At 38.6% G+C, this 20,738-nt stretch carries 18 protein-coding genes and 2 pseudogenes; 4 read left to right on the top strand and 16 right to left on the bottom strand.

Annotated elements, in window-relative coordinates:
* Positions 1–3: 3 nt before the first annotated feature.
* The 6 genes and pseudogenes from WAA20_RS09220 to WAA20_RS09200 form a co-directional block, all read right to left on the bottom strand.
* Positions 4–843, bottom strand: a complete 840-nt coding sequence (locus WAA20_RS09220) for a CPBP family intramembrane glutamic endopeptidase (protein WP_073387698.1) — start codon at positions 841–843, stop codon at positions 4–6.
* A gap of 30 nt (positions 844–873) precedes the next feature.
* Positions 874–1,956: a DUF6765 family protein gene (locus WAA20_RS09215; protein WP_073387701.1), complete on the bottom strand. Its 1,083-nt coding sequence runs from the start codon at positions 1,954–1,956 to the stop codon at positions 874–876.
* A 17-nt stretch (positions 1,957–1,973) separates the two neighbouring features.
* Positions 1,974–2,504 carry a DUF308 domain-containing protein gene (locus tag WAA20_RS09210; protein ID WP_073387702.1) on the bottom strand — a complete coding sequence of 177 codons (531 nt, stop codon included), beginning with the start codon at positions 2,502–2,504 and terminating at the stop codon, positions 1,974–1,976.
* The gene (locus WAA20_RS09205; RefSeq protein ID WP_139263744.1) at positions 2,501–3,073 is read right to left on the bottom strand and encodes a hypothetical protein; all 573 of its coding nucleotides are present in this window, start codon (positions 3,071–3,073) and stop codon (positions 2,501–2,503) included. The genes WAA20_RS09210 and WAA20_RS09205 overlap by 4 nt, the downstream gene beginning before the upstream one ends.
* Positions 3,074–3,119: 46 nt before the next feature.
* A pseudogene (locus WAA20_RS21060) lies at positions 3,120–3,494 on the bottom strand (hypothetical protein); the annotation flags it as partial.
* Positions 3,495–3,697: 203 nt separating this feature from the next.
* Positions 3,698–4,867: a sugar MFS transporter gene (locus WAA20_RS09200; protein WP_073387707.1), complete on the bottom strand. Its 1,170-nt coding sequence runs from the start codon at positions 4,865–4,867 to the stop codon at positions 3,698–3,700.
* 241 nt (positions 4,868–5,108) lie between these two features.
* On the opposite strand from WAA20_RS09200, the gene WAA20_RS09195 reads away from it, so the two are divergent.
* The 4 genes from WAA20_RS09195 to WAA20_RS09180 all read left to right on the top strand — a co-directional run bounded on the left by WAA20_RS09195 (position 5,109) and on the right by WAA20_RS09180 (position 11,509).
* Entirely contained in the window at positions 5,109–7,607 is a 2,499-nt protein-coding gene (locus tag WAA20_RS09195; RefSeq protein ID WP_073387708.1) for an EAL domain-containing protein, read from the top strand.
* Positions 7,608–8,018: 411 nt separating this feature from the next.
* Entirely contained in the window at positions 8,019–9,404 is a 1,386-nt protein-coding gene (locus WAA20_RS09190; protein ID WP_073387710.1) for a condensation domain-containing protein, read from the top strand.
* Between the two features lie 147 nt (positions 9,405–9,551).
* Positions 9,552–9,791 carry an acyl carrier protein gene (locus WAA20_RS09185; RefSeq protein ID WP_073387711.1) on the top strand — a complete coding sequence of 80 codons (240 nt, stop codon included), beginning with the start codon at positions 9,552–9,554 and terminating at the stop codon, positions 9,789–9,791.
* Positions 9,792–9,796: 5 nt separating this feature from the next.
* Positions 9,797–11,509 (top strand): AMP-binding protein, encoded by a 1,713-nt coding sequence (locus WAA20_RS09180; RefSeq protein WP_073387712.1) that lies wholly within the window; start codon positions 9,797–9,799, stop codon positions 11,507–11,509.
* Positions 11,510–11,559: 50 nt separating this feature from the next.
* Here WAA20_RS09180 and WAA20_RS09175 read toward each other — a convergent pair whose 3' ends face one another.
* The 10 genes and pseudogenes from WAA20_RS09175 to WAA20_RS09130 all read right to left on the bottom strand — a co-directional run bounded on the left by WAA20_RS09175 (position 11,560) and on the right by WAA20_RS09130 (position 20,693).
* The gene (locus tag WAA20_RS09175) at positions 11,560–12,027 is read right to left on the bottom strand and encodes a TetR/AcrR family transcriptional regulator (protein ID WP_242951172.1); all 468 of its coding nucleotides are present in this window, start codon (positions 12,025–12,027) and stop codon (positions 11,560–11,562) included.
* Positions 12,028–12,222: 195 nt separating this feature from the next.
* Positions 12,223–13,590, bottom strand: coding sequence for an NAD(P)H-dependent oxidoreductase (locus tag WAA20_RS09170; RefSeq protein WP_073387715.1), 1,368 nt, complete (start codon positions 13,588–13,590; stop codon positions 12,223–12,225).
* 85 nt (positions 13,591–13,675) lie between these two features.
* Positions 13,676–14,287, bottom strand: coding sequence for a hypothetical protein (locus WAA20_RS09165; RefSeq protein WP_073387717.1), 612 nt, complete (start codon positions 14,285–14,287; stop codon positions 13,676–13,678).
* A gap of 94 nt (positions 14,288–14,381) precedes the next feature.
* A complete protein-coding gene (locus tag WAA20_RS09160; protein ID WP_073387718.1) occupies positions 14,382–16,352 on the bottom strand; it encodes a WG repeat-containing protein in 1,971 nt (656 codons plus the stop codon).
* Between the two features lie 181 nt (positions 16,353–16,533).
* Positions 16,534–16,758, bottom strand: a pseudogene (locus WAA20_RS09155) (glyoxalase); the annotation flags it as partial.
* A 7-nt stretch (positions 16,759–16,765) separates the two neighbouring features.
* Entirely contained in the window at positions 16,766–17,317 is a 552-nt protein-coding gene (locus WAA20_RS09150) for a hypothetical protein (protein WP_073387720.1), read from the bottom strand.
* 294 nt (positions 17,318–17,611) lie between these two features.
* Entirely contained in the window at positions 17,612–17,953 is a 342-nt protein-coding gene (locus WAA20_RS09145; protein WP_073387721.1) for an arsenate reductase family protein, read from the bottom strand.
* Between the two features lie 48 nt (positions 17,954–18,001).
* Positions 18,002–18,991, bottom strand: coding sequence for an aldo/keto reductase (locus tag WAA20_RS09140; RefSeq protein ID WP_073387723.1), 990 nt, complete (start codon positions 18,989–18,991; stop codon positions 18,002–18,004).
* Between the two features lie 55 nt (positions 18,992–19,046).
* A complete protein-coding gene (locus WAA20_RS09135) occupies positions 19,047–19,673 on the bottom strand; it encodes a methylated-DNA--[protein]-cysteine S-methyltransferase (protein WP_073387725.1) in 627 nt (208 codons plus the stop codon).
* 39 nt (positions 19,674–19,712) lie between these two features.
* Positions 19,713–20,693 (bottom strand): hypothetical protein, encoded by a 981-nt coding sequence (locus tag WAA20_RS09130; protein ID WP_073387726.1) that lies wholly within the window; start codon positions 20,691–20,693, stop codon positions 19,713–19,715.
* Between the last annotated feature and the right edge of the window lie 45 nt (positions 20,694–20,738).

Raw genomic sequence — 20,738 nt, 5'->3', positions numbered from 1 at the left:
AATCTACCTGCTCCACTTTTCTTTCCAAAGTCCCATGATCTGTGGGTAATGCTTGGGTGATAACAGGATCAATGCAGTCACTATTCCTATCGCAGATACCGCAAGATTAACCCAATCACTGGCAACCAACTGTGTTGAAAGACCGCCTGTTGAAGAATAGTAACCGTTAATAAGTCCGGCAAAATCCAGTGTAAAATGCGCGATCATTACAACCCAGAGATTAGCAGTACGTAAATATACCGCGCCAAAAATCGCGCCAACACCGACACAGTATACTACCTGAAAGATCCCCGCCACAGGATTTCCAGCTGAAAAGATATTGGTTATATGTACACCGGCGAACAATAACGTGGACAGCCAAAATATAGCTTTTATCTGCTTTTCAGACTTGATCGTTCTCATGTAGTTGGCTATGCCCAGGCCTCTGAATGCTGCTTCCTCTGTAAAACCGGGCGAAAGAGCGGATAAAAACGCAACAAGCGCATTGCCAAGTCCAAATGTGTGAATATCAATAGCAGCGCCTGCATAATCAGCTAAAAGGAAAGGAAGCATAACCACAATACCCCACAAAAAGCCTTTCCCGCCAAGAACGCCTTTGAAGTCAGGCCTGAACCAAAGTGTAAATATAATAGCCGCTAAAATAACACCAATAGCGGCTCCGATACCGGACGCATATGTCGCAGTGATACCAAATCCGGACATTTCTCTTGCGTAACCCGGTATAACCTTTGAAAGCGGTTCATCTATCAGGGATGCACCAATAGATGAAAAAGCCATAACAAATATTAAAAGAACAAAATATCCGATAATTGGATGATCTAAAACAGAATGTTTCTTAGTCATTATTCTATTCCTCCTATTGATTAACACTATCTATAACGATCCCGCAATGCGGTTGTCGGATTCCATGATCCTGGCAGCTACCATCTTCTTTTGAGCAAGAGCTGCCTCGAAAAAACATCCTAGGTAAGTGTCGGATTTATTTTCGCTATCCATGTATTCCTCAATATGCTCATCCTTATTAAAATCAGAAATCTCTTCACCCGAAAGGCTCTCGCCAAAAGCCTTCCAGTCTGCAGAAGCATCAACCTGACGCTTAGCAATTATTCCCCGTATCCTATCTATATGTGGAGAAATCTTATCTGCATCGTAGGTTTCTTTTTGAAAATCATCTGTTTCCCCACGGAGGTATGACAATGCATATACCATCTGGGCAAATGCACATTCATAATCGTGCGGATTATCCTTTATGATTTCCCTGTATCCGCCCCATGCTGGTAGGTAAGCGTAGCGGATATAGCTGTAGTCTGGCAGGTGCCCCGCGCGTCCATGACCAAGATTCATGATTGAATTTTCATCGGACTGGTATACACTGCCAACATATACCGGCTTATCCACATCCTCTGAAGCTGATGGGTTATGCGAGAACTTTATCTGCCTGCGCTCCGGTTCTGATCCATCCCCTGGGAAAAGCTCATAAAAGTACCAGTTTGTGTTATTTATGACCAGAGACGGTGTCCCTGCAAAATATGTATGAGCCCAGGTATCAGCAAGGACATGCATGGCTATACCTGCTGCTTCGCACCCCTTTCCACGAGCCAGCTTTACTGTATCTACAATAAGATCCCCGTTTGGTCCGCAGATCAGACGATACTTATCCTTATAATTCTGTGATCCTTTATCGACATCTGCATACAGGTCCCTGGGCAGGAAATGGAATGACGACCATATCCTTGTTATGTCGCACAGGCCTATTGGATCTGTCCTTGCCTGCAACAGCTCTGCCTGGAGCTGTGTTGTGGCTGCCTGAGAAGGCCCGCCTGCTTTTTTCAACCAGGTGCGTGAGCAGTGATCCACTAGTTGTGCCGCATGGCATATATCGACGCTGCTTTTATGATCGTACCCCGCAAGTAATGCAGCGCTATAGGTTGCATAATAATGAAAATCTCCCTGCATTTTTGCTCTCCTGCCATCTAATCTATCGTAATCACCTGCTGGCGGCGGAATGTACTCGCAATCCTCATGACTGCCGAAAAGATAAAACCAATAGCACAGACATCCACTACCCTTGTTCCGCTTCGCACGAGGATCAGGCTGCTAATTGCAATCAGCACCTTTACCACCCCCTCAAAAGTCTTAAGTTTCCAGGAGCTCTGAATTCCTCTTGCCTCATTCGCTCCAAGAAGATCTACAACACCCGAAAAGGCTAACGTGCCTGCCAGGTACATAAGAACATACGCTCTTGGTACCCACACAAGAGAACCTGTAAATATCCCAAAATCAAAGAACAGTATTCCGCGAAAAAAGATATTCTGACCGCCTACCATGTAGCGTGCCATTCTAAAGTAGAACCAAAGCATACGTATTCCCTTTATCTCCAAAGCAAGAGCAAAAATGCCTATAATGGCCATATATGCTTCTTCGCCAAAAACAAGCATTGTCACGCCTACGATTATCATTGAAACAGCCAATAATACATTTCTTAATTTCTGCCAAATCGTCATCGTTTTTTACTCCCAGCGTCTTCAAGTTTTCTTATTTTGTATGCAGCATATAAAATAGAAACATAGTTAATTGCTGCTGTTGTCTCCATTACGAAATAGGCAAAATCCACATTTCCACTCACATCCACCCCTTTTATCAGACTGTAGGCATTCGAAATCATGAAAAACACTGCAAATAAAGCGCTAAGCAAAGTAAGTACAAGATAAAAGCTTCTTTTCTTCTTTGCAGTCTGTCTTCCGGCTCGAAATGCGTTTAGTCCTATGTAAAGGTGATATAAAAACAAGGCCATACTAAACAGCAGGATTACCATCAAAAAAACAGCCCACATGATGATATTTACTACATTCTCATATTTTGGATTTATAACAGACTCATCCATTTGAGACATAATATTGCCAATAATCTTTGCGATTGTTTCTTCACCTAAGAAAAAACCTATAAATACCTTAATTACATCCCATAAGGACAAGGCAATTACCATGCCTCCGTTTAAAGCCAAAACATCCCGGTAGCGACGCAACTGAATCTGTATTTCTTCGTTTCTTGGTTTGTATAAAACAGAATCCATTACAACGCTCCTTACTATTCACTCGTGTTTCAACATAGAGGAAAGTATGCTGAAATCTGATCTGACCGCCATCCGTTCCCTCAATGAACATTCTTATCACAAACGGAAACTTTTCTTCCCCTTCATGTTCTAAGTCGCAGCAGACATGCACGCCTTCAAATTTAAATGTTGTCTGCACCGGTCCCGTTTCTTCAAGAAAAATCTTATTTATTTTGCCTACATAATTTCTGACCGTTTTGGTCAAAGATTCATTTGTTTCATTTGTCTCTTCAAGTTTTAAAACCTGTTTTGCTTTTTTAAAAAACGTCTTATTTCCTTTAGTTACAGCATCAAATAGATATTCACTCTTCTTATTTACTACTATTTTGAGAGTGCCCGTCTCCACAATATAGTGTTTATCAGTGTTTGACAATTCGAACACTTTGGAATCGCGCTCGAATCCGGCGTGACTGCCGCAGTCAACAATACTATTCCAGTCAGCACTCTCGTTCTGTCTGAACGAGTCATCCAGTTCACTGACAGAATCTACCTTTTCGGAAACTCCATTCTTTTCTTCTTCCTCTTTCCCAGGTATACCTCGAGAACCATCAGCACAGCCAAAGCTAACTTCTATATTCTCCCCGCCTACTTTGCTTCTTTGACCTTGCCGATTTTCTTAAGTGCAAGGACTGCTTCTATGGACAGAAGGAAGAAAGCTGCCAATGTTACCATTGTAGCTCTGATTGCGAAGTTTCCTGAAAGATGATTTTCGTAGATGCCTGCAAGTACGCCTGACAAAGCTGTAAATGCAGCTCCGCCAATTCCGGTTGCAGTTGTGATCATCGCTGTAGCTGTAGCTTTTTTATCTCCCGAGAATCTCATAAGTGTTGTCAGTACGCTTGGATATATTGCACCGGATGCAAATCCAAGAGGTATGCAAAGGGCCATAACTATAGATCCCTCGCTCATCATAGCAATGATCGTAGTTACAACAGGTATCGTGATAACTGCTGCGATAAGGATCTTTCTTGCATGCTTTGAAAAGATTCCGACCAGAACTCTTGAAGGGATCATAACAGCCCAGAATATGGAAAGGGCATAATTTCCATATGGAGAATTCAGTTCTTTAATAAAGAGTGCGTCAACAAAATACGCAAAGCCGTTCTCGAATCCTACGTAAATGCACATGACTACGCAAAGGAGTAGAACGCCCGCAATAACAAAGCCTTCATTTCCTTCATTGATCTCATCTACCTGACCAATTGCGTTTTCAAAATTACGATTTCTGCATGCAAAGACTCCAGCAAATGCAATAACCGAGCCAACTGTAAGCATCAGGAATATCATTCTCCAGCTTACGCCTCTGCTCAGATAGAAATCAACAAATAAAGGTGCAAGCAAAGCGCCAAGGGCATACATAGATGTCATAAAGCCTATTTTCTTTTTACCTGATGCAGGATATGACTCCGCAAGAGTCGCTATAGCTATAAACTGAAGGGCGCTTGTTGTAAGACCCAGGAAAAAGATACAGGCGATAAATATTGCTGATATGTTACTTAAGAATATTGTCAGAGAAAAAACGATCTGGATGCCTAAAAGGATAAGAAGGCACTTTGTCTTTTTGGTCCTGTCTGCCCAGCTTCCTAAAAGAATGGGCGCCAGCATCGTTGCAAAAAGCTCAACCGAAGCAAATAGACCCATTTCGGTAATGGAAAGGTCATATGTCTGTTTTATGCTATATATGCTCGCCTGATAACCGCCTGCTTCAAAACCGTTGATGAATATTATTAGGAACAGATATAACCACAGGATCATTCGTATTCCCTCCAACTCTTATATGCTTTGCCTTCTACCTATAGATCATCAAAACACGTATAAAATTGCTTTTTTGTGATTAAAAATAAATGCATATTAAATATCGGTTTTTTTGGGTGGAAGGATTATAAATCCGTTAAAAAATGTCGATATATTTGTATGAATAGTGTCCAAATACCCATTTTTGTATCAAAACATATTTTTACTCCATTACGATCATACATGAGGTAAAAGTTTGAACATGGACAACATAACGGATAATTCCATAATACATGATTATGTTATAACCCATATTGATGACGCCATATCCAACGAATGGATCAAGGTCTATTATCAGCCCGTAATAAGAGCACTTACAGGTCAGTTTTGTAGTGCAGAAGCTTTGGCAAGGTGGATCGATCCCGAACATGGTTTCCTGGCTCCGGATAAGTTTATCGGGGCTTTAGAAGAATGCGAGCTTATATACAAGCTGGATTGTTTTATCGTAGAAAAAGTCTGCCGAGAGCTTCACGAGCATATTCTCGCCGGAAAGCCTGCTTTTCAGGTGTCTATAAACTTCTCACGTCTTGACTTTATCAAGTGCGATATGCTTGATATGGTTGAAAAAAATATCGAGAAGTACAATATCCCACGAGATTATCTTCATTTTGAGATAACTGAAAGTATGATCGCTCAGGATGAAGAGCTTATGAGGGATAATATCCAAAGATTCAGAGAAAGAGGCTACGAAATCTGGATGGATGATTTCGGAAGCGGCTACTCATCTCTTACTCTCCTTCAGGATTATGACTTTGATGTTATCAAGCTGGACATGCGATTCCTTTTTTCCATGACAGAAAAATCAACGGAGATCGTACGTTCAACTATTAATATGGCTAAACGTATCGGAATCAAAACTCTGTGTGAAGGTGTTGAGACCAAAGAACAGGTAGAATTCCTTACTCTAATAGGCTGTGGCAAATTCCAGGGTTACTACTTTGGAAAACCTCAACCTTACGATGAGCTGTTAGAATCCATGGTTTCCAAAAATATCACCCTTGAAAGCAGAGCATGGCATAATTTCTATGAAATTGCCAGTATTTCTGCCCGTCATACTGATCGTCCGCTTGATGTCACCGAGTATGATGGCAATACTTTCTATACTCTTTTCATGAACGATCCTTTCAAGGAGCAGATCGGCCTTATGAACATGGATCTTAGAGAAATAGACAAGATTCTCTATCACTCTGCTTCTCAGAATGTTAATCAGTTCAAAAAATTTGCAGATAATGCTATAAAAAGTAAGAGTCTGGAGAGTTTCTACTTTACGAACGGTGGAAATTATTTCCAGTTAAAAATAATGTATCTTGCAGAGCACGAAAACAAATATCTGTTAAGGGCTTCTGTTAACAATATATCTTTTGACCAGAATACCAAAGAAAGAGACTCTCTCGACCGAAGGCTCAGAGAACTCAATCGTCTCCATGAAGCTGTTCTTCTCATAAACTATAAAGAAGATATTATATTCCCTCTTATTGGCGGATATCTATACCTGACCGATACTTCCGAAAAGATACTTACTTTCAAAAAAGGTCATAAACACTTTGCCCAAAACAGCATATTCCCGGATGATCGCGATGAATTTCTAAACTTTATAAATTATGAGAACCTTCAAAAAAGGTCACATTCGGATGGACAGACTTTTGTCAAAAAAACTTTCAGAATAAAGCAACGCAATGGTTCCTACGAGTGGCGAGAGTTTGCTCTTCTTCCGATTCAGGGAACAAGAGGCCACGAGTATTTGTTTATCATTACAAAGCTTACGCACGAGCTTACTATGTCACTTGATAATACGCTGTATCCTGATTTTAACAAATATACAGACCATGAAAATGTGACTGCAGACGAATATGCAAGGCTTTGGTACAGTCTTATAACAAGTTCTTCCTATAAGCTGTTCTGGAAGGACAAGGATAGGCGGTTCAGGGGTGTCAGCAAATCATTCCTTGAATTCTATGGTATCAAATCAGTGAATGATATTCTTGGCAAAAATGATGAAGAGATGCACTGGCACGTTGACGAGGGGCCGTATCAGGGTGATGAGCTTGATGTCATTCACAAAGGAAAAACAATATACAATGCACCAGGACAGTGCATTGTTAATGGTGTTGTCCACAATATCATCTGTAATAAAATACCGATTTATGATAAAGGTGAGATCGTGGGACTTGTGGGAAGCTTTGCAGATGTAGATCAGGAAATCTACAGGGTTCTAAAGATTGCCAATCCGTCAAAGCTTGATACTACCACAAGACTTATGAATAACAAGTTCTTCATGATGACAATGATGGACTATGCTGCGCAGTACAATGAAGCAGGTAAGAACTATGCCTATATTGTAATGCACAATAAAAATCATCATAGGATCGAAGAAACCTATGGCAGCAAGGTTGCAGCTGCTCTTCTTAAAGAGATTGGTGAGAAGATAATCGATGTTATATCTCAGGAAGCTGTTGCAACAAGGCTTAAAGAGGCATATTTTGGCATTATCATTTATATAGATTCTAAAGAAAAGCTTGAGGAACTGGCTGCTACTCTTAAGAATCATATTGAGGAGATCAATTCGATCAATGGAAATAGCGTGACTGTGAGGATGACGACGGCATGCCACTTAAGGTCGGAAGAAGGACTGAGTGACGAAACAATCTATCCTATAACGCTCAAGGAAGTAGACGACAAAGAAGGTAATGTAGACAACTGATGCATAGCGGGGACGCTGGACAGGCAATTTATAAATGGTTATCTCGTCTCTCGAGTTTTATAATTCAAGGCATAAAAAATGGAGATTTATATTCCAGGGTTCGAAACTCGCTTCGCGGGGGCATGCGAACCCTGGAATATAAATCTCCATTTTTCATGCTCTTGAATTTAATGAGGTAGGTGTCAAAAGTTCCTTTTGACACCTTATGACTAACGGATTGTTCCGTTTCTTCGAAACTCTCAAAGACTCGAAAACCATTTATAAACTGCCTGTCCCGCTCAATTGCAAAATATTAATCAAGTCTCGGACAATTTTCTTTAAAGTGTTTGTTAAGTCTGTAACGGTATTCCAAATATTATTTTACTGTGATAAGTTACATTTTATAAAAAATACAAATGAGGGGACGAGATTATGAAAAAGTTATATCCGCTTACGGCTGCACAAAATATGCACTATAGATGGATCAGAACTTACAAGACTCAGCAGGTTTCGGGAGTTAGTATTGTTGCAGCGCTAAAACTGGAAATGGACTTTGCACTGCTTAAAAGATGCATCAATATGGAGATCAAGAGATATAAGTGTCTGGGGCTTCGATTTACTGAGCCGGATGATAAAGGAGGAATCAAACAATATCTTGTTAATACTCTTCCACGTTCGATCAAGCTTTTAAAACTTGATACTATATCTTTTGAAAAGGCAGATGCTACGTTACAGAATATGGCGTACACGACGTTTGATGGGGATGATATTCCTATGTACGAATTCTATTTTGTAATGCTGCCGGAAGGATATAATGGGTTCTTCGTTCATATGGATCACAGACTTATTGATTCATGCGGGCTGGCTGTTATGGTCGAGGATATCATTAAGCTCTACGCTCACTTTAAGTATGACAGGGAATATCCGGAGGATCTTGCTGATTTTGAAGCTGTGCTTGAATCAGATCTATCTAAAGCGGGTAATGAAAAGAGGTTTGAAAGAGCTAAAAAGTTCTGGGATGATCAGCTCGACAAGCTTGGAGAGCCGCTGTATTCAGACATAACAGGGCCGGGGGCTCTTGAAGAAGCGAGGAAAAGGCACAAGAATCCTAATCTTCGCTCCTGTGATATAGAAAAAGACAATCTGTTTGTAACTGTTAAGGATTATGTGCTGGAAAAGGTTCCTTCTGAGCATATATATAGCTTTTGTAAAGACCATCAGATATCACTTAACAATCTTCTGCTTCTGACTATGAGGACCTATCTGTCTAAGGTCAATAACGGTCAGGAAGACATTTCCATCCAAAACTTCATAGCAAGGCGTTCTACCCACGATGAATGGACATCAGGCGGCAGCAGGACGATCATGTATCCTTGCAGAACTGTCATAAGCGGGGATACGAGTTTTATAGAAGCTGCAAGACATATTCAGCAGGTTCAGAACAATGTATATCTTCATAGCTATTATGATCCGGCGCTTATATATGACGAGATCAAAAAGCGTTACAACACACCTGAAGATACGACCTATGAAAGCTGCTATCTGACTTATCAGCCAATGAGTCTTTCATCAGATAATCCGGATCTAAAAAACATTCCTTTTTATTTCAAATGGTATGCAAACGGCGCAGCGACCAAGAAGATGTATCTGACCGTGACTCACACTCCTGAAGGCGGGCTTAACTTCTCATATCATTATCAGACAGCTCACCTTGTGGAAAAAGATGTTGAGCTCTTCTATTACTATATGATGCGCATTTTATTTATGGGAATCGAGCATCCTGATATATCTCTTAGAGACATTATGAATGATGTGTAACTACAATGTTTGAAAATTTTCGCTTTGATCATGAACTACTTATTCAGCTCCTTATGTTACTGATTATATCTTAATCAATCTGTTTTACCTAGATTTACTCATTATTAGCAAATATATAAATATGTTTATGAAGAGGAGGAAACTATTATGAAAACAGAAAGTATCTTTAAAAATCTCTTAGCTCAGTATTGTGATATTGCTCCACAGGATATGAAGAACGATATGCGCCTTTCTGAGGATCTTGGCCTTAGTTCTTTTGACCTGATGTCCTTCCTTGGAGATATGGAGGACAACTTCGATGTAGAAATAAATCCCGACAATCTTGCAAGTGTAACTACTATAAGCGAAGCGCTGCAGCTCTTAAATATGGCATATCAGGAGGCATAAGACAGATGAATTCAATCAGACAGCTAGTGGACAGTTGCGCAATTAAATATACTGATATACCTGCACTCAAATGGACAGCCGGCCCTAATATAATGCAGGTCACCTATGGAAGTCTTTTTGAAAACGTAGCCAAGATTCGTAAGGGCTTAAGCGCTGATGGCTTTAACGGTAGCCACCTTGCCCTTATTGGAACATCTTCTATAAGCTGGATGGAAAGCTATCTTGCAATCACAAGTGGTAATAATGTTGCAATTCCGCTTGATCCGCTGCTTCCTTCTGAGGATCTTATAGATCTGGTACAAAGGTCTGATTCTGAAGGCGTCTTTCTTGAAGAGTCAAATATGGGACTTACAGAGAAGATCCTGGCACAGTGTCCTAAAGTTAACAAGATATATTTTTTAAATGATTTTGATTCTAAGAAAAAGGTCTATTCCGATCCAAAACTTCATAGCATTTCTGAGCGTGAATTATCAAAATATTCTTCTGGTTCGGATGTGAACAGTCATTCTGCAAGCTCAGTGATAAACAGTGATATCAAAGGCTCAACCAAAGTTACTTATTCCAACTTCTCTAATGAAACCAGCGAAAATCACAACAATAGAATCAGTAGTATTAAGACACTAAAGGAACTTTCAGATTACGCAGATGATGTCCCCGGAAACGAAGGTGATGACACAGCCATGATCATCTTCACATCAGGAACTACCGGCAAAAGTAAGGGTGTCATGCTCTCTCAAAAAGCTCTCATCTCAAATGTAGAGTCCGTTGAGTATGATGTCGAGCCTGGCAAGACACTTCTTAGCGTACTTCCTGTACATCATGCCTTCTGCCTTGTAATGGACTATCTTAAGGGCTTCAGCCTTGGAACGACCATCTGCATCAACGATTCTTTCCTTCATATGGCCAAAAACATGACTCTCTTCAAACCGGAAGTCATGCTTATGGTTCCTATGATGGTTGAAACTATCTACAAAAAGCTTGAGAGCGTATCAAAGCTTCTTCCAAAGAAAATGGTAGCTCAGAAGGTTTTCGGTGGAAATCTTAAGACTGTATTTGTAGGCGGAGCTCATCTTGATGAATACTATATTGATAAATTTGCTGCTTATGGAATAGACCTTTATGAAGGCTATGGCATGTCAGAATGCTCTCCTGTAATCAGTTCTAACAATCCGACTACCCACAAACCCGGCTCTGTCGGCAAAGTCCTTAAGAACGCACAGGTGTCATTTGAAAATGGTGAAGTTCTTGTCCGATCTACAAGTGTTATGAAGGGCTATTATAAGATGCCGGAGGAAACCGCTGAAACTCTTAAGGGCGACTGGCTCCATACAGGTGATAAGGGTTATCTTGATGAAGACGGATTCTTATATATCAATGGAAGGGTCAAGAATCTGATAATCCTGTCAAATGGCGAGAACATCTCTCCTGAAGAGATCGAAAACAAATTAGCTCTCAACAAGCTTATCGATGAAGTCGTAATAACAGGTGAAGACAATATCCTCACAGCAAGGATCTATCCGAATCAGGATATCATTAATAAGAAAAAATGGGATGAGGATACTGTAAAGTCAGAACTACAGAAGGTTCTTGATGACTTCAACAGATCTCAGCCCACATATAGAAAGATCTCCCGCCTTGTAGTAAGACAGAATCCATTTGTACGAAATACAACAAGGAAGATTCTTAGACAGAAGGCTCTTTTGGATGAGCCAGCTTAAAATATTATCACAAAAGCATATTGGAACAATTCAAGTTAAGACAAAACTATTTAAGATCTCAAATATGGAAGAATGCCCGTAACAAATACTTTGGTTAACAGCTCTGCTACTTCATCTTCCGGCAGTTCAAAGCCGGAGGATGACCATTTGTGAAGAACACCTACTGTATTACCGATGCTTCCTGCGATAATATATTTTGCATGTTCCGGATTCTGAAGCTTTGATCCGTCAAGTGGCACAGTGCTTATATACTTATTGAACATGCCCATCATCTTTTCAAAAAAGATATCGCCTCTGGGACTATGAAGGAGCGTCGAAAGAAAAAGATTATCTTTTGTATAGTTACAAATTGACAAAAAGAACGACTTGCACATAGCTCTGTCATCCTTGGGATGGAAGCTCTCCATCATAGTAAATATATTCTCAATAGTCTTATCTTCTGCTGCCGTAATAAGGGCAGGGATATTCTCATAATGATTATAGAAGGTACTTCTAACAAGTCCTGCCTTCTTGATCACATCTGAAACAGTGATCTTATCAATCTCTTTTTCCTTAAGGATTATAAAAAATGCATCGAAAATTGCCTCTTCGGCAACGCTGTATCTTTCATCTGTCTCGTTCGTGGTAACTTCCTCCGCCTCATATTATTAGTATTTTTGTGTTATTAAAACATCGCACATGTATAATTATCTCAGTTATTTAGTTTGAGTTATTTATTTTCCAGCCTTTTCGATTACCTTCTTAAATGGAACCAGCATGCCTTCAGTCATCTTAGCTGATCTTTTCTTAAAGAAGCTGCTCTTCATCATGGCTCCAACAAGGTACATTCCGGCTATCATGCCTTTATCCTTCTGAGGGAAATCATAGAAGCCATGTTCTTTGTAGAATCTGTGGTCTTCACGCATGAGGCCCTGCATCTTGTAGATAAGGTCTCTGAATATCTTCATTCCGCCTACGCCGTAGAAGTTAGCCGGCTGTTTGTATTTATGTGTAAGGATATAATCCAGTTCTTTGCAGAGTATATCTATCTGTTTATCCACATCAAACTCATTTGTAGCGATGCCTGCAAGAGGATTGCCTCCAACCTGAGAACGCCCTTCGATTAGGGTCTTTAAGTTGTTTTCAACTTGCAGATGTCCGTCAATAAGATATCCAACAGGTTTTCCCATTGTCACTGTACGATGGCCGTTGCAGAACTGGCGATCATCGTACATCTTAAAGCGGGATCCCATGCAGTGATCCTTGATCTTAAAAGCATAAACTGTGGCTGCAGTTTTTTGTATCCTGTCTCTAAGAAGGGTGTCAAAGCCGTCTTTATAGATACAGATACCGGATGCTGCGCAGTTAAAACATCCAATACAGCCGCCGAAGAAATTGAAATCTCTTATATTTATAACTTCAACTTTATATAGCGTAGTCTTAACAAATCGGTCGATCATGGATTTGAGGGCATGATCCTCCGGCCCATAGTCAGCAACAAGGGCTATTTCTTTATCTTTATTTTTATCTTTATTTTTTTCTTTTTGGTTTATATCAGGAATATTATTTAGCGAAGCGCTAAGTAAAGGAGCTTCAGATTTTAAGTTTACAGCCATTTCCTTTTGTCCGTTTATAACTGACCAAAGAACATGCCTAAAGAAAGCTTTGGCTTCACGCTGTCCCTTTTGGCTCAGAAGATCGCCCATGTCTGCTGAAAGACCTCTAATATAAGAAAGGCCAAGATCAAGACAATTTTCACGTATGTACTCGTGGGCTGTTGTATCGTAGAAATGCTTGGATGTTGAAATCTGCGTTGCATATTTTCCAGAAAGGTCGATCTTATTTTCTTTGACCAGTTCTATAAATCTGTGAAGCTGAGAAGGCGCAAGGAATGTGTAGACAGGATAAGTAAATACAAGAAGATCCGCCCATTCAAGCATAGACTTGGCTTCAGAAAAGTCTTTTTCAAGCTGTTTAATCTTAGCACCTGCATGAATTACCTTGTACTCGTGCTTGTTATAAAGCGCCTCCGCATACAACATAGTCTGATAAGTAATACTGTTCTCGCCTTTTGGAGACCCATTTATAACAAGTATTTTCATGAAATCACCTCAAACCCATCGTTATATTTTTTATCATAGTGCTTTATATCTATTATATACTCTCGAACTGGTCTTGGCTGCATAATTAAGCTTTATTTACACGATTTATGTAACTGCGCAAAAATCTATATCTTCCGATTTCTCTAAATAGCAGTGAACAAACCGCCATAATAGCAAAAACTATATCAATAGACCTCAATTGATTTTGGCTTGCGACACAATACAGCATTAATACTATAAAATTACCAGCAGTAACGACATTAGTGGTCAACCATATGTTTTTTATATCTTCATTATAATCATCATGAATTTTATATACGCCTATAGACTCAATTATTATTTCTAACACCAAAAAGCCAACATACTCAGCTATAAAAGAACTGATGCCATAATAAAACTTACCATGCCTGCAAATAGTATAAACAAATTCAAGCAAGCAAAATCCTGCAAACATAATAAAATATTTACTTGGATTACTTTTCGGATTAACGTGAGTACACGTTTTAAGTATATAGTGAGAAAAAAGCATTATAACTAATATTTTTACAAGATCAATTATGTATAAAGGCAGCACATTTGCTGATCCTATAGCACTTAAATACACAAAAAGGTAAAAAGAAAGCGGAATATATACAATATATACTATTGGTATAATCAAGGATTTCTTACGTTTTTTTACTTCTTTACTATCTTTCATTACTAAAACCATTTCTCCTGTTATATTTTCACCTTTAAAGAATTATGTGAAAACAGTTCTTTCGCAATTATATCAAAAAGTATTTAATTCAGTTTTAAGGAAGTTCCCCAGTTCCAATAAACTCACCTTTATAATCATAAATATTGTAGCAGCCATCACCAATGTAATAATACACATATCCTTCACTCGTTGCATGGCAGGAATTGCCACAATACGTGGAATCTAATACTATATTGCCATCATATATAATGATAGCTGAATCAGGATCATTTATTGCAATTAGTGTCTTTCCTTCATAAACAGCTGCATCAGCATTATATTTACGGCCATCAAATTCGAATATGATCTGACCACTACTATCTATCAGGAAATCTTTATATTTATATTCATAATTTCCATCTGAACTATACACCATTTCATATTCTTTGTAGCCTGTGAACTCCCCTAGAAAAATATCTGCACCAAGATGATTTAATTTTCCACAGGTGACTTCCAAAGGATCTTGACCTTCTTTCAAGATTACCCATTTACCATAATCATATGGAAAGTATAAGATATTATAATCAGAAATGTATAAATACTTACAATATTCATATGATCCACTTGTGTATAATTTATAGTTCTGAGGCTCAATAACGATTTCCCTGCCTTCTGCAACTCCTATATAATTATTTTCTGTAATAACAATATAATGACCATCTTTTTGGCCTTTGGTATCTTCAATTTCATAGATGTCTTTATAATTAAAATCAATTAATATGTTCCCAGACATATCTATCATGCCTTTTTTTCCATCAATACCAGCCACAAAAATATCTTCATAATCGTTCACTCTTTCAAGATAATCATATTTGAAATCGATATAGACATTTCCATAGATATCGATCAAGCCTTTTTTCCTATCAATACTAGCCACAAGGATGTCTTCATGACCGTTCACGCTTTCAAGATCGTCATATTTGAAATCAATATAGATATTTCCATTGATATCGATCAAGCCTTTTCGTCCATCTATACCTGCTACAAAGTACTCATTACTACCGTACAAATTATACAAATAATCATAATTGCCATCCAATAATATATTTCCATCTTTATCACAGATATTATAATTACTATTTTGATCTTCTATTATAAATGCATAATCATCATCCTTATGTGTAGGATAATCAATATATTTGCAAGGGCCACCTAAAACATCATTACACTCAAAATCCAGTAAGTAGTAATTATTATCACTGTCCTTAACGATCATTCTTTCGATATCTTCAAATACATCAACATCTTCATATATTGGCTCAAGAATCGTATTTCCAGAATGATCATAAACCCCAAAATAACAGGTTTCATCTTCTACAAAACGAACTTTTATGGTTTGGTCATATACAAAAATCAAATCGCTATTATACCTTGCCAGTTCATTTCCTTTACGATCAAATAATATATATGTACCTCTGTATTCATCATCTAATCTGGCGCAAATACAATCATCATATATTTCAATTTCGTTGTATATAGGCTCAACAACTGTGTTTCCATTTAAATCAAAAACACCGCAATTATCTTTATGACCTTCATTTACTGAAATCAGGTCATCATAAACAGTAATATTATAGTAAACTGGCTCGAGTAGTAAATTGTAGTTAAGATCCATTACGCCATAATCATAGAAATCATCTGCCTCAACAATTATGATTCCCTTGTCTCTATACTGAAAATCAAACTCCATATATGCCGGTTCTACTATCCATTCACCGTTTTCATTCGCAACGCCATACTTCCCACGACTGTTATCAAATAAAAACAAGTTACCGTCATCCATTAGATATGAGCCATTTTCGAGATCATTATGTGTTTTGCCAGTAAATCCTGAAATGATTCCTTGCATGGCATATTCTTTGGGAGAAACATATAAAAAGTCTCTCCAAAACGAGCATATATAATTCGTCTCGTTATTATCTAATGCGCTAAAATGGATTAGCAGTGCAGCCATTATACCTGCAGCAATAACAAAAAAGCAGGTAATTACAATATTTTCTCGTTGTCTTTTCTTATAATCTTTCATTATCGGTCCCCAATAAAACATAAAACTTTTTAAGCTTGTTAATTTTACCTTAAAATGATTATGTTGACAAATTCAGACATTTCATCAGCAATGATCCGGCATGAACTTCCATTTCCGGTTTTGCACAATTAAAAAGCCGCCTCAAAGCGGCTTTTTAATACATATAATTAGCGGTTATCTATCACATTGGTGTTCCCACTTCGATCAAATTGCCATCAAGGTCATAGAACCTTACAACTTTCTGTCCCCAGCTGTGAGTCATTAGCTTGTTGACATACTTTATGTCCGGATATAGCCGTTCTAGCTTTTCGATGAATCCTTCGATATCGGATTCTTCAAAATACAGTTCGGAGCTGTTATTTTCAGGAATCACATCTCTTCCAGTGAAGTTCTTCCATATATTTTCCCTTTAGTTATATTAACACAAGCACAGAGATTGTGCTTATAACGACCATTAAGACTGCCATCCAGATAATAGTTGCTTTAATGCCCTGATTTCTTATCTTGAAGAATGGATAGGGGCCTTCAAGCTTTTCTTTATAGTTCATGATCAGCATGATTATGCCATATATAAGCGTTAATACTGGTGTTATCCATACAAAGGCATAGGATACGTCCTCTTCTGCAAACAAAAAGGTTATAGTTGTCAGAATCGGTATGATCAGATGATAGTATAATCCGCTTCCTGAAAAGAGGAGTTCTTTGACCTTGCCGGACATCGGCACTAAGACAAAGACCGTAACAAGGAAAGTCATTATCATCATGCACACACTTACATAGCGCACGATCTCTACCAAGTCTTTGGGGCCAAAGATTACAAATAATATGGATGAAAAAAGTGTAAGCAGATTCGATAGCTGGGTATAATATATCAAAAGCTTTTTAAACGATCCGCTTTTACTAATACTTAAATATAATCCTACAAATTCAAGAATTACAATTACTGCATTTAATATTCTCGCCATATCATCCGCCTTTTTCTGATGTGTTTTGTGTACGGATACAGGATGTATCTAGTACATGTTTATAAATACATGGATGTATTTATATGTACGTATATCGGTAAAAACGGACGATAATTGCAATTTTTTCAACATTCTTATTAGTTACCATTGCAAATCTCTCGCCCAAAATACTTTCTGTCATAGATTACAAGCATGATCATGCTTGCTCTAGCTTGCTTTAAATGAAACTCATCTTAACTAAAATCAACCTAAAAAGAGCAGCTCAATTAAGAGCTGCTCTGGCATTTTCCTATATTACTCCCACTTCTTCCATACATCAGGCTGATAACCGAGGGTTGCCTGTCTGCCATTTCTGACCACAGGTGTCTTTATGATCTGCTGATTCTCTAAAAGCTTATCAAACTTATCTTCATCAGCAATGTACTGGATCAGTGCTACTGTGTCCTTATCCTTTGCATCAGGATTGACTATATTCATGACACCGCCAACAGCATTTGCAACGGAAGTCAGTTCACCTTTGCTCATGCTCTTTTCTTTCAGGTCGATAAATTGGTATTTGATATTGCGCTCCTTAAAGAAACGCTCGGCTTTCTTGGTATCATTGCACTTTTTGGTGCCAAAAATCTGGATGTTCATGTTTTACTCCCTAAAATCTATTTTCTATCGTGATCCTTCACACATTTATTAAAATGACAGCGCATCAATAGCCTCAAGCTCTTCTTTTGTAAATGAAGTTTTCTCGGCTGCTTTGATATTATCAAGTATCTGTGATGTCTTGGAAGCGCCTATGATCACAGACGTAATGCTATCATCTTTTAAGCACCATGCAAGCGCCATTTCAGCAAGTGTCTGGCCTCTATCTGATGCGATGTCGTTCATTTTCTTAAGCTTATCTATCTTTTCCTCTGAAATCTGGTCTTCTTTTAAGAATCTTCCGTCAGTCTTTATGCGACTGTCTGCAGGGATACCATTAAAATATCTGTCTGTGAGCATGCCCTGTGCAAGCGGCGAAAAACAGATGATGCCCTTTCCAAGGCGTTTTGAAGTTTCTTTAAGGCCATTCTTCTCAATAGTTCTATCCAGGATGTTATAACGGTTCTGGTTGATTATGAAAGGAACGTGAAGATCATCAAGTATCTGTGTTGCCTCTTCAAGACGCGGGCCGTCGTAGTTTGAAAGGCCAACATAAAGAGCCTTGCCTGATCTTACGATATCAGCAAGAGCCAACATAGTCTCTTCCAGAGGAGTATCGGGATCAGGACGATGATGGTAGAATATATCAACATAATCAAGTCCCATTCTTTTAAGTGACTGGTCGATACTTGCGATGAGATATTTCCTGCTTCCATGGTCTCCATAAGGTCCCGGCCACATATAGTAGCCGGCTTTGGTAGAAATGATCATCTCATCCCTGTATGGCAACAGGTATTCTTTTAGTATTCTTCCGAAGTTCTTCTCGGCAGCACCGTCACTTGGGCCATAATTATTGGCAAGATCAAAGTGTGTGATGCCATTATCGAATGCTGTGAGGCAGAGGTCGACCATATTGGCGTAACTGCTTGTGTCGCCGAAATTATGCCATAATCCTAATGATACAGCTGGTAATAACAGGCCTGACTTTCCACATCTGTTGTATTTCATTGTTTCATATCTGTTTTCTTTTGCTACGTACATGTAATGCTCCCCTCTACTTTCTATTTCTGCTTTTCATCAGAATATCTTTTCGTGATCATATCTCAATCGCATATTTTGACAGATCAACCTTACCATCAATAACTTCTATTCCATCTGCTTCTAATAATTCTTTCTGAGCCCAGGCACCTCCAAAAGCGTATTCTCCGGCAAGTTCTCCCTTGGAGTTTACAACTCTGTAGCATGGAATGTTTTCAAAATCCGGGTTCTTGTGCAAAGCATTCCCAACTGCCCTGCACATCTTAGGATTTCCGGCCATCTTCGCTATCTGAGCATAGGTTGCGACTTTTCCTTTTGGGATCTTTTTTACCGCTTCGTATATGCGCCTTGTTGGAGAGTCTGTAACAAGGTCATAGCTTTCTGCTATCATCCTTTTGATATCTTCATCGGGAATAGAACCATCCAGAATAACTGTATTCCAGTGCTCTTTGTTCTGATGATAAGCAGGTTGTACAGATTTATATGTATTCCTCCAAAAATCCCTCCATTCCGGGTCACATTTAAGATTCAGGCATATCTGTCCATCCTTTTCATACGTCCATAAGAAGGCCTTCTTGCTGGGCTTAACTCTTATAAGTTGCCAGTTCTGATCATGAAATGGAGCCTCTTGATAGGTATATTCAAATGATAAACCATAAGCCAAAGCCTCTTCTCGTGTTCGCATGTTCTTCTCCCAGTCAAAAAACATTTCGGATCGAATCTATCAAATCATTTTCTTAATCTCTGAAAGTGCCTTATCATGTACAACATCATCTTTAGAAAGCTTTACGTAAAACTTCTCATTACTATATGAAGAATACTGCATAAGTAGATCGTTTGCATACAATGTCTCAAAACGCCTTATTTCTTCATATTTCTGGCAAAAGATTTTGTCTTTATATGTTTCATATAAAAAGGGTGCTGTCGTAAAAAGCCTAAAGTCAACTCTTTCATCCAGAGCTTTCAGCATCATTGGAATCGTTCCCATATAACCGGATTCAACAACTATAATCTTTTTCTGTTTGATTGATCCGAGCAGATCAAGTAGGAGTTTTTTCAGCTCCGGATATTCTTCCAAGGAAGAAAGGATTTCCTCTTTGCTGTAATCAAAAAATTCATCAAAGCTTATATTTCCCTCTTCCAAAGCCTCATAAAGAGGAATACGTACGTCATCATCCGCGCCTTCCTCTTTTGTTATATCTTCCATAAATTTACGGCTGATCAACCATGGATAGAGATTGTCTTTGTTTCTGCTTTTAAAGAATACATATGGCAGAATCGCATCTCTCATCAAAAAGACATATGCAGTATCGTCTTCATATCCTATCCATTCGCAATAGCTACGAATTGTTTCAAGAAATGGATTGCCAGAAGTATTATTGTGATCGCCAGCATTTAGAATCAGCTTCTCCAGTACTTCCTCCATTTCGCATTCTTTATCTTCAAATACTGTACCAGGCAATCTTTCATGATCAATAGGAAATGGAAATGTACCATTTTGTTTCAAAACTTCTCTCAGTCTTGTTATACATGAAAAGTCTTCTTCCATCCTGTTATTAAGGTTTGTGTATCCTTCATCTGTCAGATCATCCAATATCTTCAGGAGCTGCTTTGCTTCATAAATCTCAGATTCAGAAAGCTGTTTATTTTCATATTCTTCTAATTTCTTTTTGTAGTATTTTTCGTTAAATGATATAAATCCCATTGATGTCATCCTCCTAAGTTGCAATACGGAATACCAATATTTTAT

This window comes from Butyrivibrio fibrisolvens, assembly GCF_037113525.1.
Lineage (GTDB): Bacteria > Bacillota > Clostridia > Lachnospirales > Lachnospiraceae > Butyrivibrio > Butyrivibrio fibrisolvens.
Note: the sequence above shows the minus strand (reverse complement) of the source record. Positions and strands in the feature narration are given on the sequence as shown.

What these genes read in the sequence shown, in the direction of transcription:
- WAA20_RS09220 (WP_073387698.1), bottom strand. Translation starts at nt 843, where the DNA reads ATGACTAAGAAACATTCTGTTTTAGATCATCCAATTATCGGATATTTT.
- WAA20_RS09215 (WP_073387701.1), bottom strand. Translation starts at nt 1,956, where the DNA reads ATGCAGGGAGATTTTCATTATTATGCAACCTATAGCGCTGCATTACTT.
- WAA20_RS09210 (WP_073387702.1), bottom strand. Translation starts at nt 2,504, where the DNA reads ATGACGATTTGGCAGAAATTAAGAAATGTATTATTGGCTGTTTCAATG.
- WAA20_RS09205 (WP_139263744.1), bottom strand. Translation starts at nt 3,073, where the DNA reads ATGGATTCTGTTTTATACAAACCAAGAAACGAAGAAATACAGATTCAG.
- WAA20_RS09200 (WP_073387707.1), bottom strand. Translation starts at nt 4,867, where the DNA reads ATGATCCTGTGGTTATATCTGTTCCTAATAATATTCATCAACGGTTTT.
- WAA20_RS09195 (WP_073387708.1), top strand. Translation starts at nt 5,109, where the DNA reads ATGGACAACATAACGGATAATTCCATAATACATGATTATGTTATAACC.
- WAA20_RS09190 (WP_073387710.1), top strand. Translation starts at nt 8,019, where the DNA reads ATGAAAAAGTTATATCCGCTTACGGCTGCACAAAATATGCACTATAGA.
- WAA20_RS09185 (WP_073387711.1), top strand. Translation starts at nt 9,552, where the DNA reads ATGAAAACAGAAAGTATCTTTAAAAATCTCTTAGCTCAGTATTGTGAT.
- WAA20_RS09180 (WP_073387712.1), top strand. Translation starts at nt 9,797, where the DNA reads ATGAATTCAATCAGACAGCTAGTGGACAGTTGCGCAATTAAATATACT.
- WAA20_RS09170 (WP_073387715.1), bottom strand. Translation starts at nt 13,590, where the DNA reads ATGAAAATACTTGTTATAAATGGGTCTCCAAAAGGCGAGAACAGTATT.
- WAA20_RS09165 (WP_073387717.1), bottom strand. Translation starts at nt 14,287, where the DNA reads ATGAAAGATAGTAAAGAAGTAAAAAAACGTAAGAAATCCTTGATTATA.
- WAA20_RS09160 (WP_073387718.1), bottom strand. Translation starts at nt 16,352, where the DNA reads ATGAAAGATTATAAGAAAAGACAACGAGAAAATATTGTAATTACCTGC.
- WAA20_RS09150 (WP_073387720.1), bottom strand. Translation starts at nt 17,317, where the DNA reads ATGGCGAGAATATTAAATGCAGTAATTGTAATTCTTGAATTTGTAGGA.
- WAA20_RS09145 (WP_073387721.1), bottom strand. Translation starts at nt 17,953, where the DNA reads ATGAACATCCAGATTTTTGGCACCAAAAAGTGCAATGATACCAAGAAA.
- WAA20_RS09140 (WP_073387723.1), bottom strand. Translation starts at nt 18,991, where the DNA reads ATGTACGTAGCAAAAGAAAACAGATATGAAACAATGAAATACAACAGA.
- WAA20_RS09135 (WP_073387725.1), bottom strand. Translation starts at nt 19,673, where the DNA reads ATGCGAACACGAGAAGAGGCTTTGGCTTATGGTTTATCATTTGAATAT.
- WAA20_RS09130 (WP_073387726.1), bottom strand. Translation starts at nt 20,693, where the DNA reads ATGGGATTTATATCATTTAACGAAAAATACTACAAAAAGAAATTAGAA.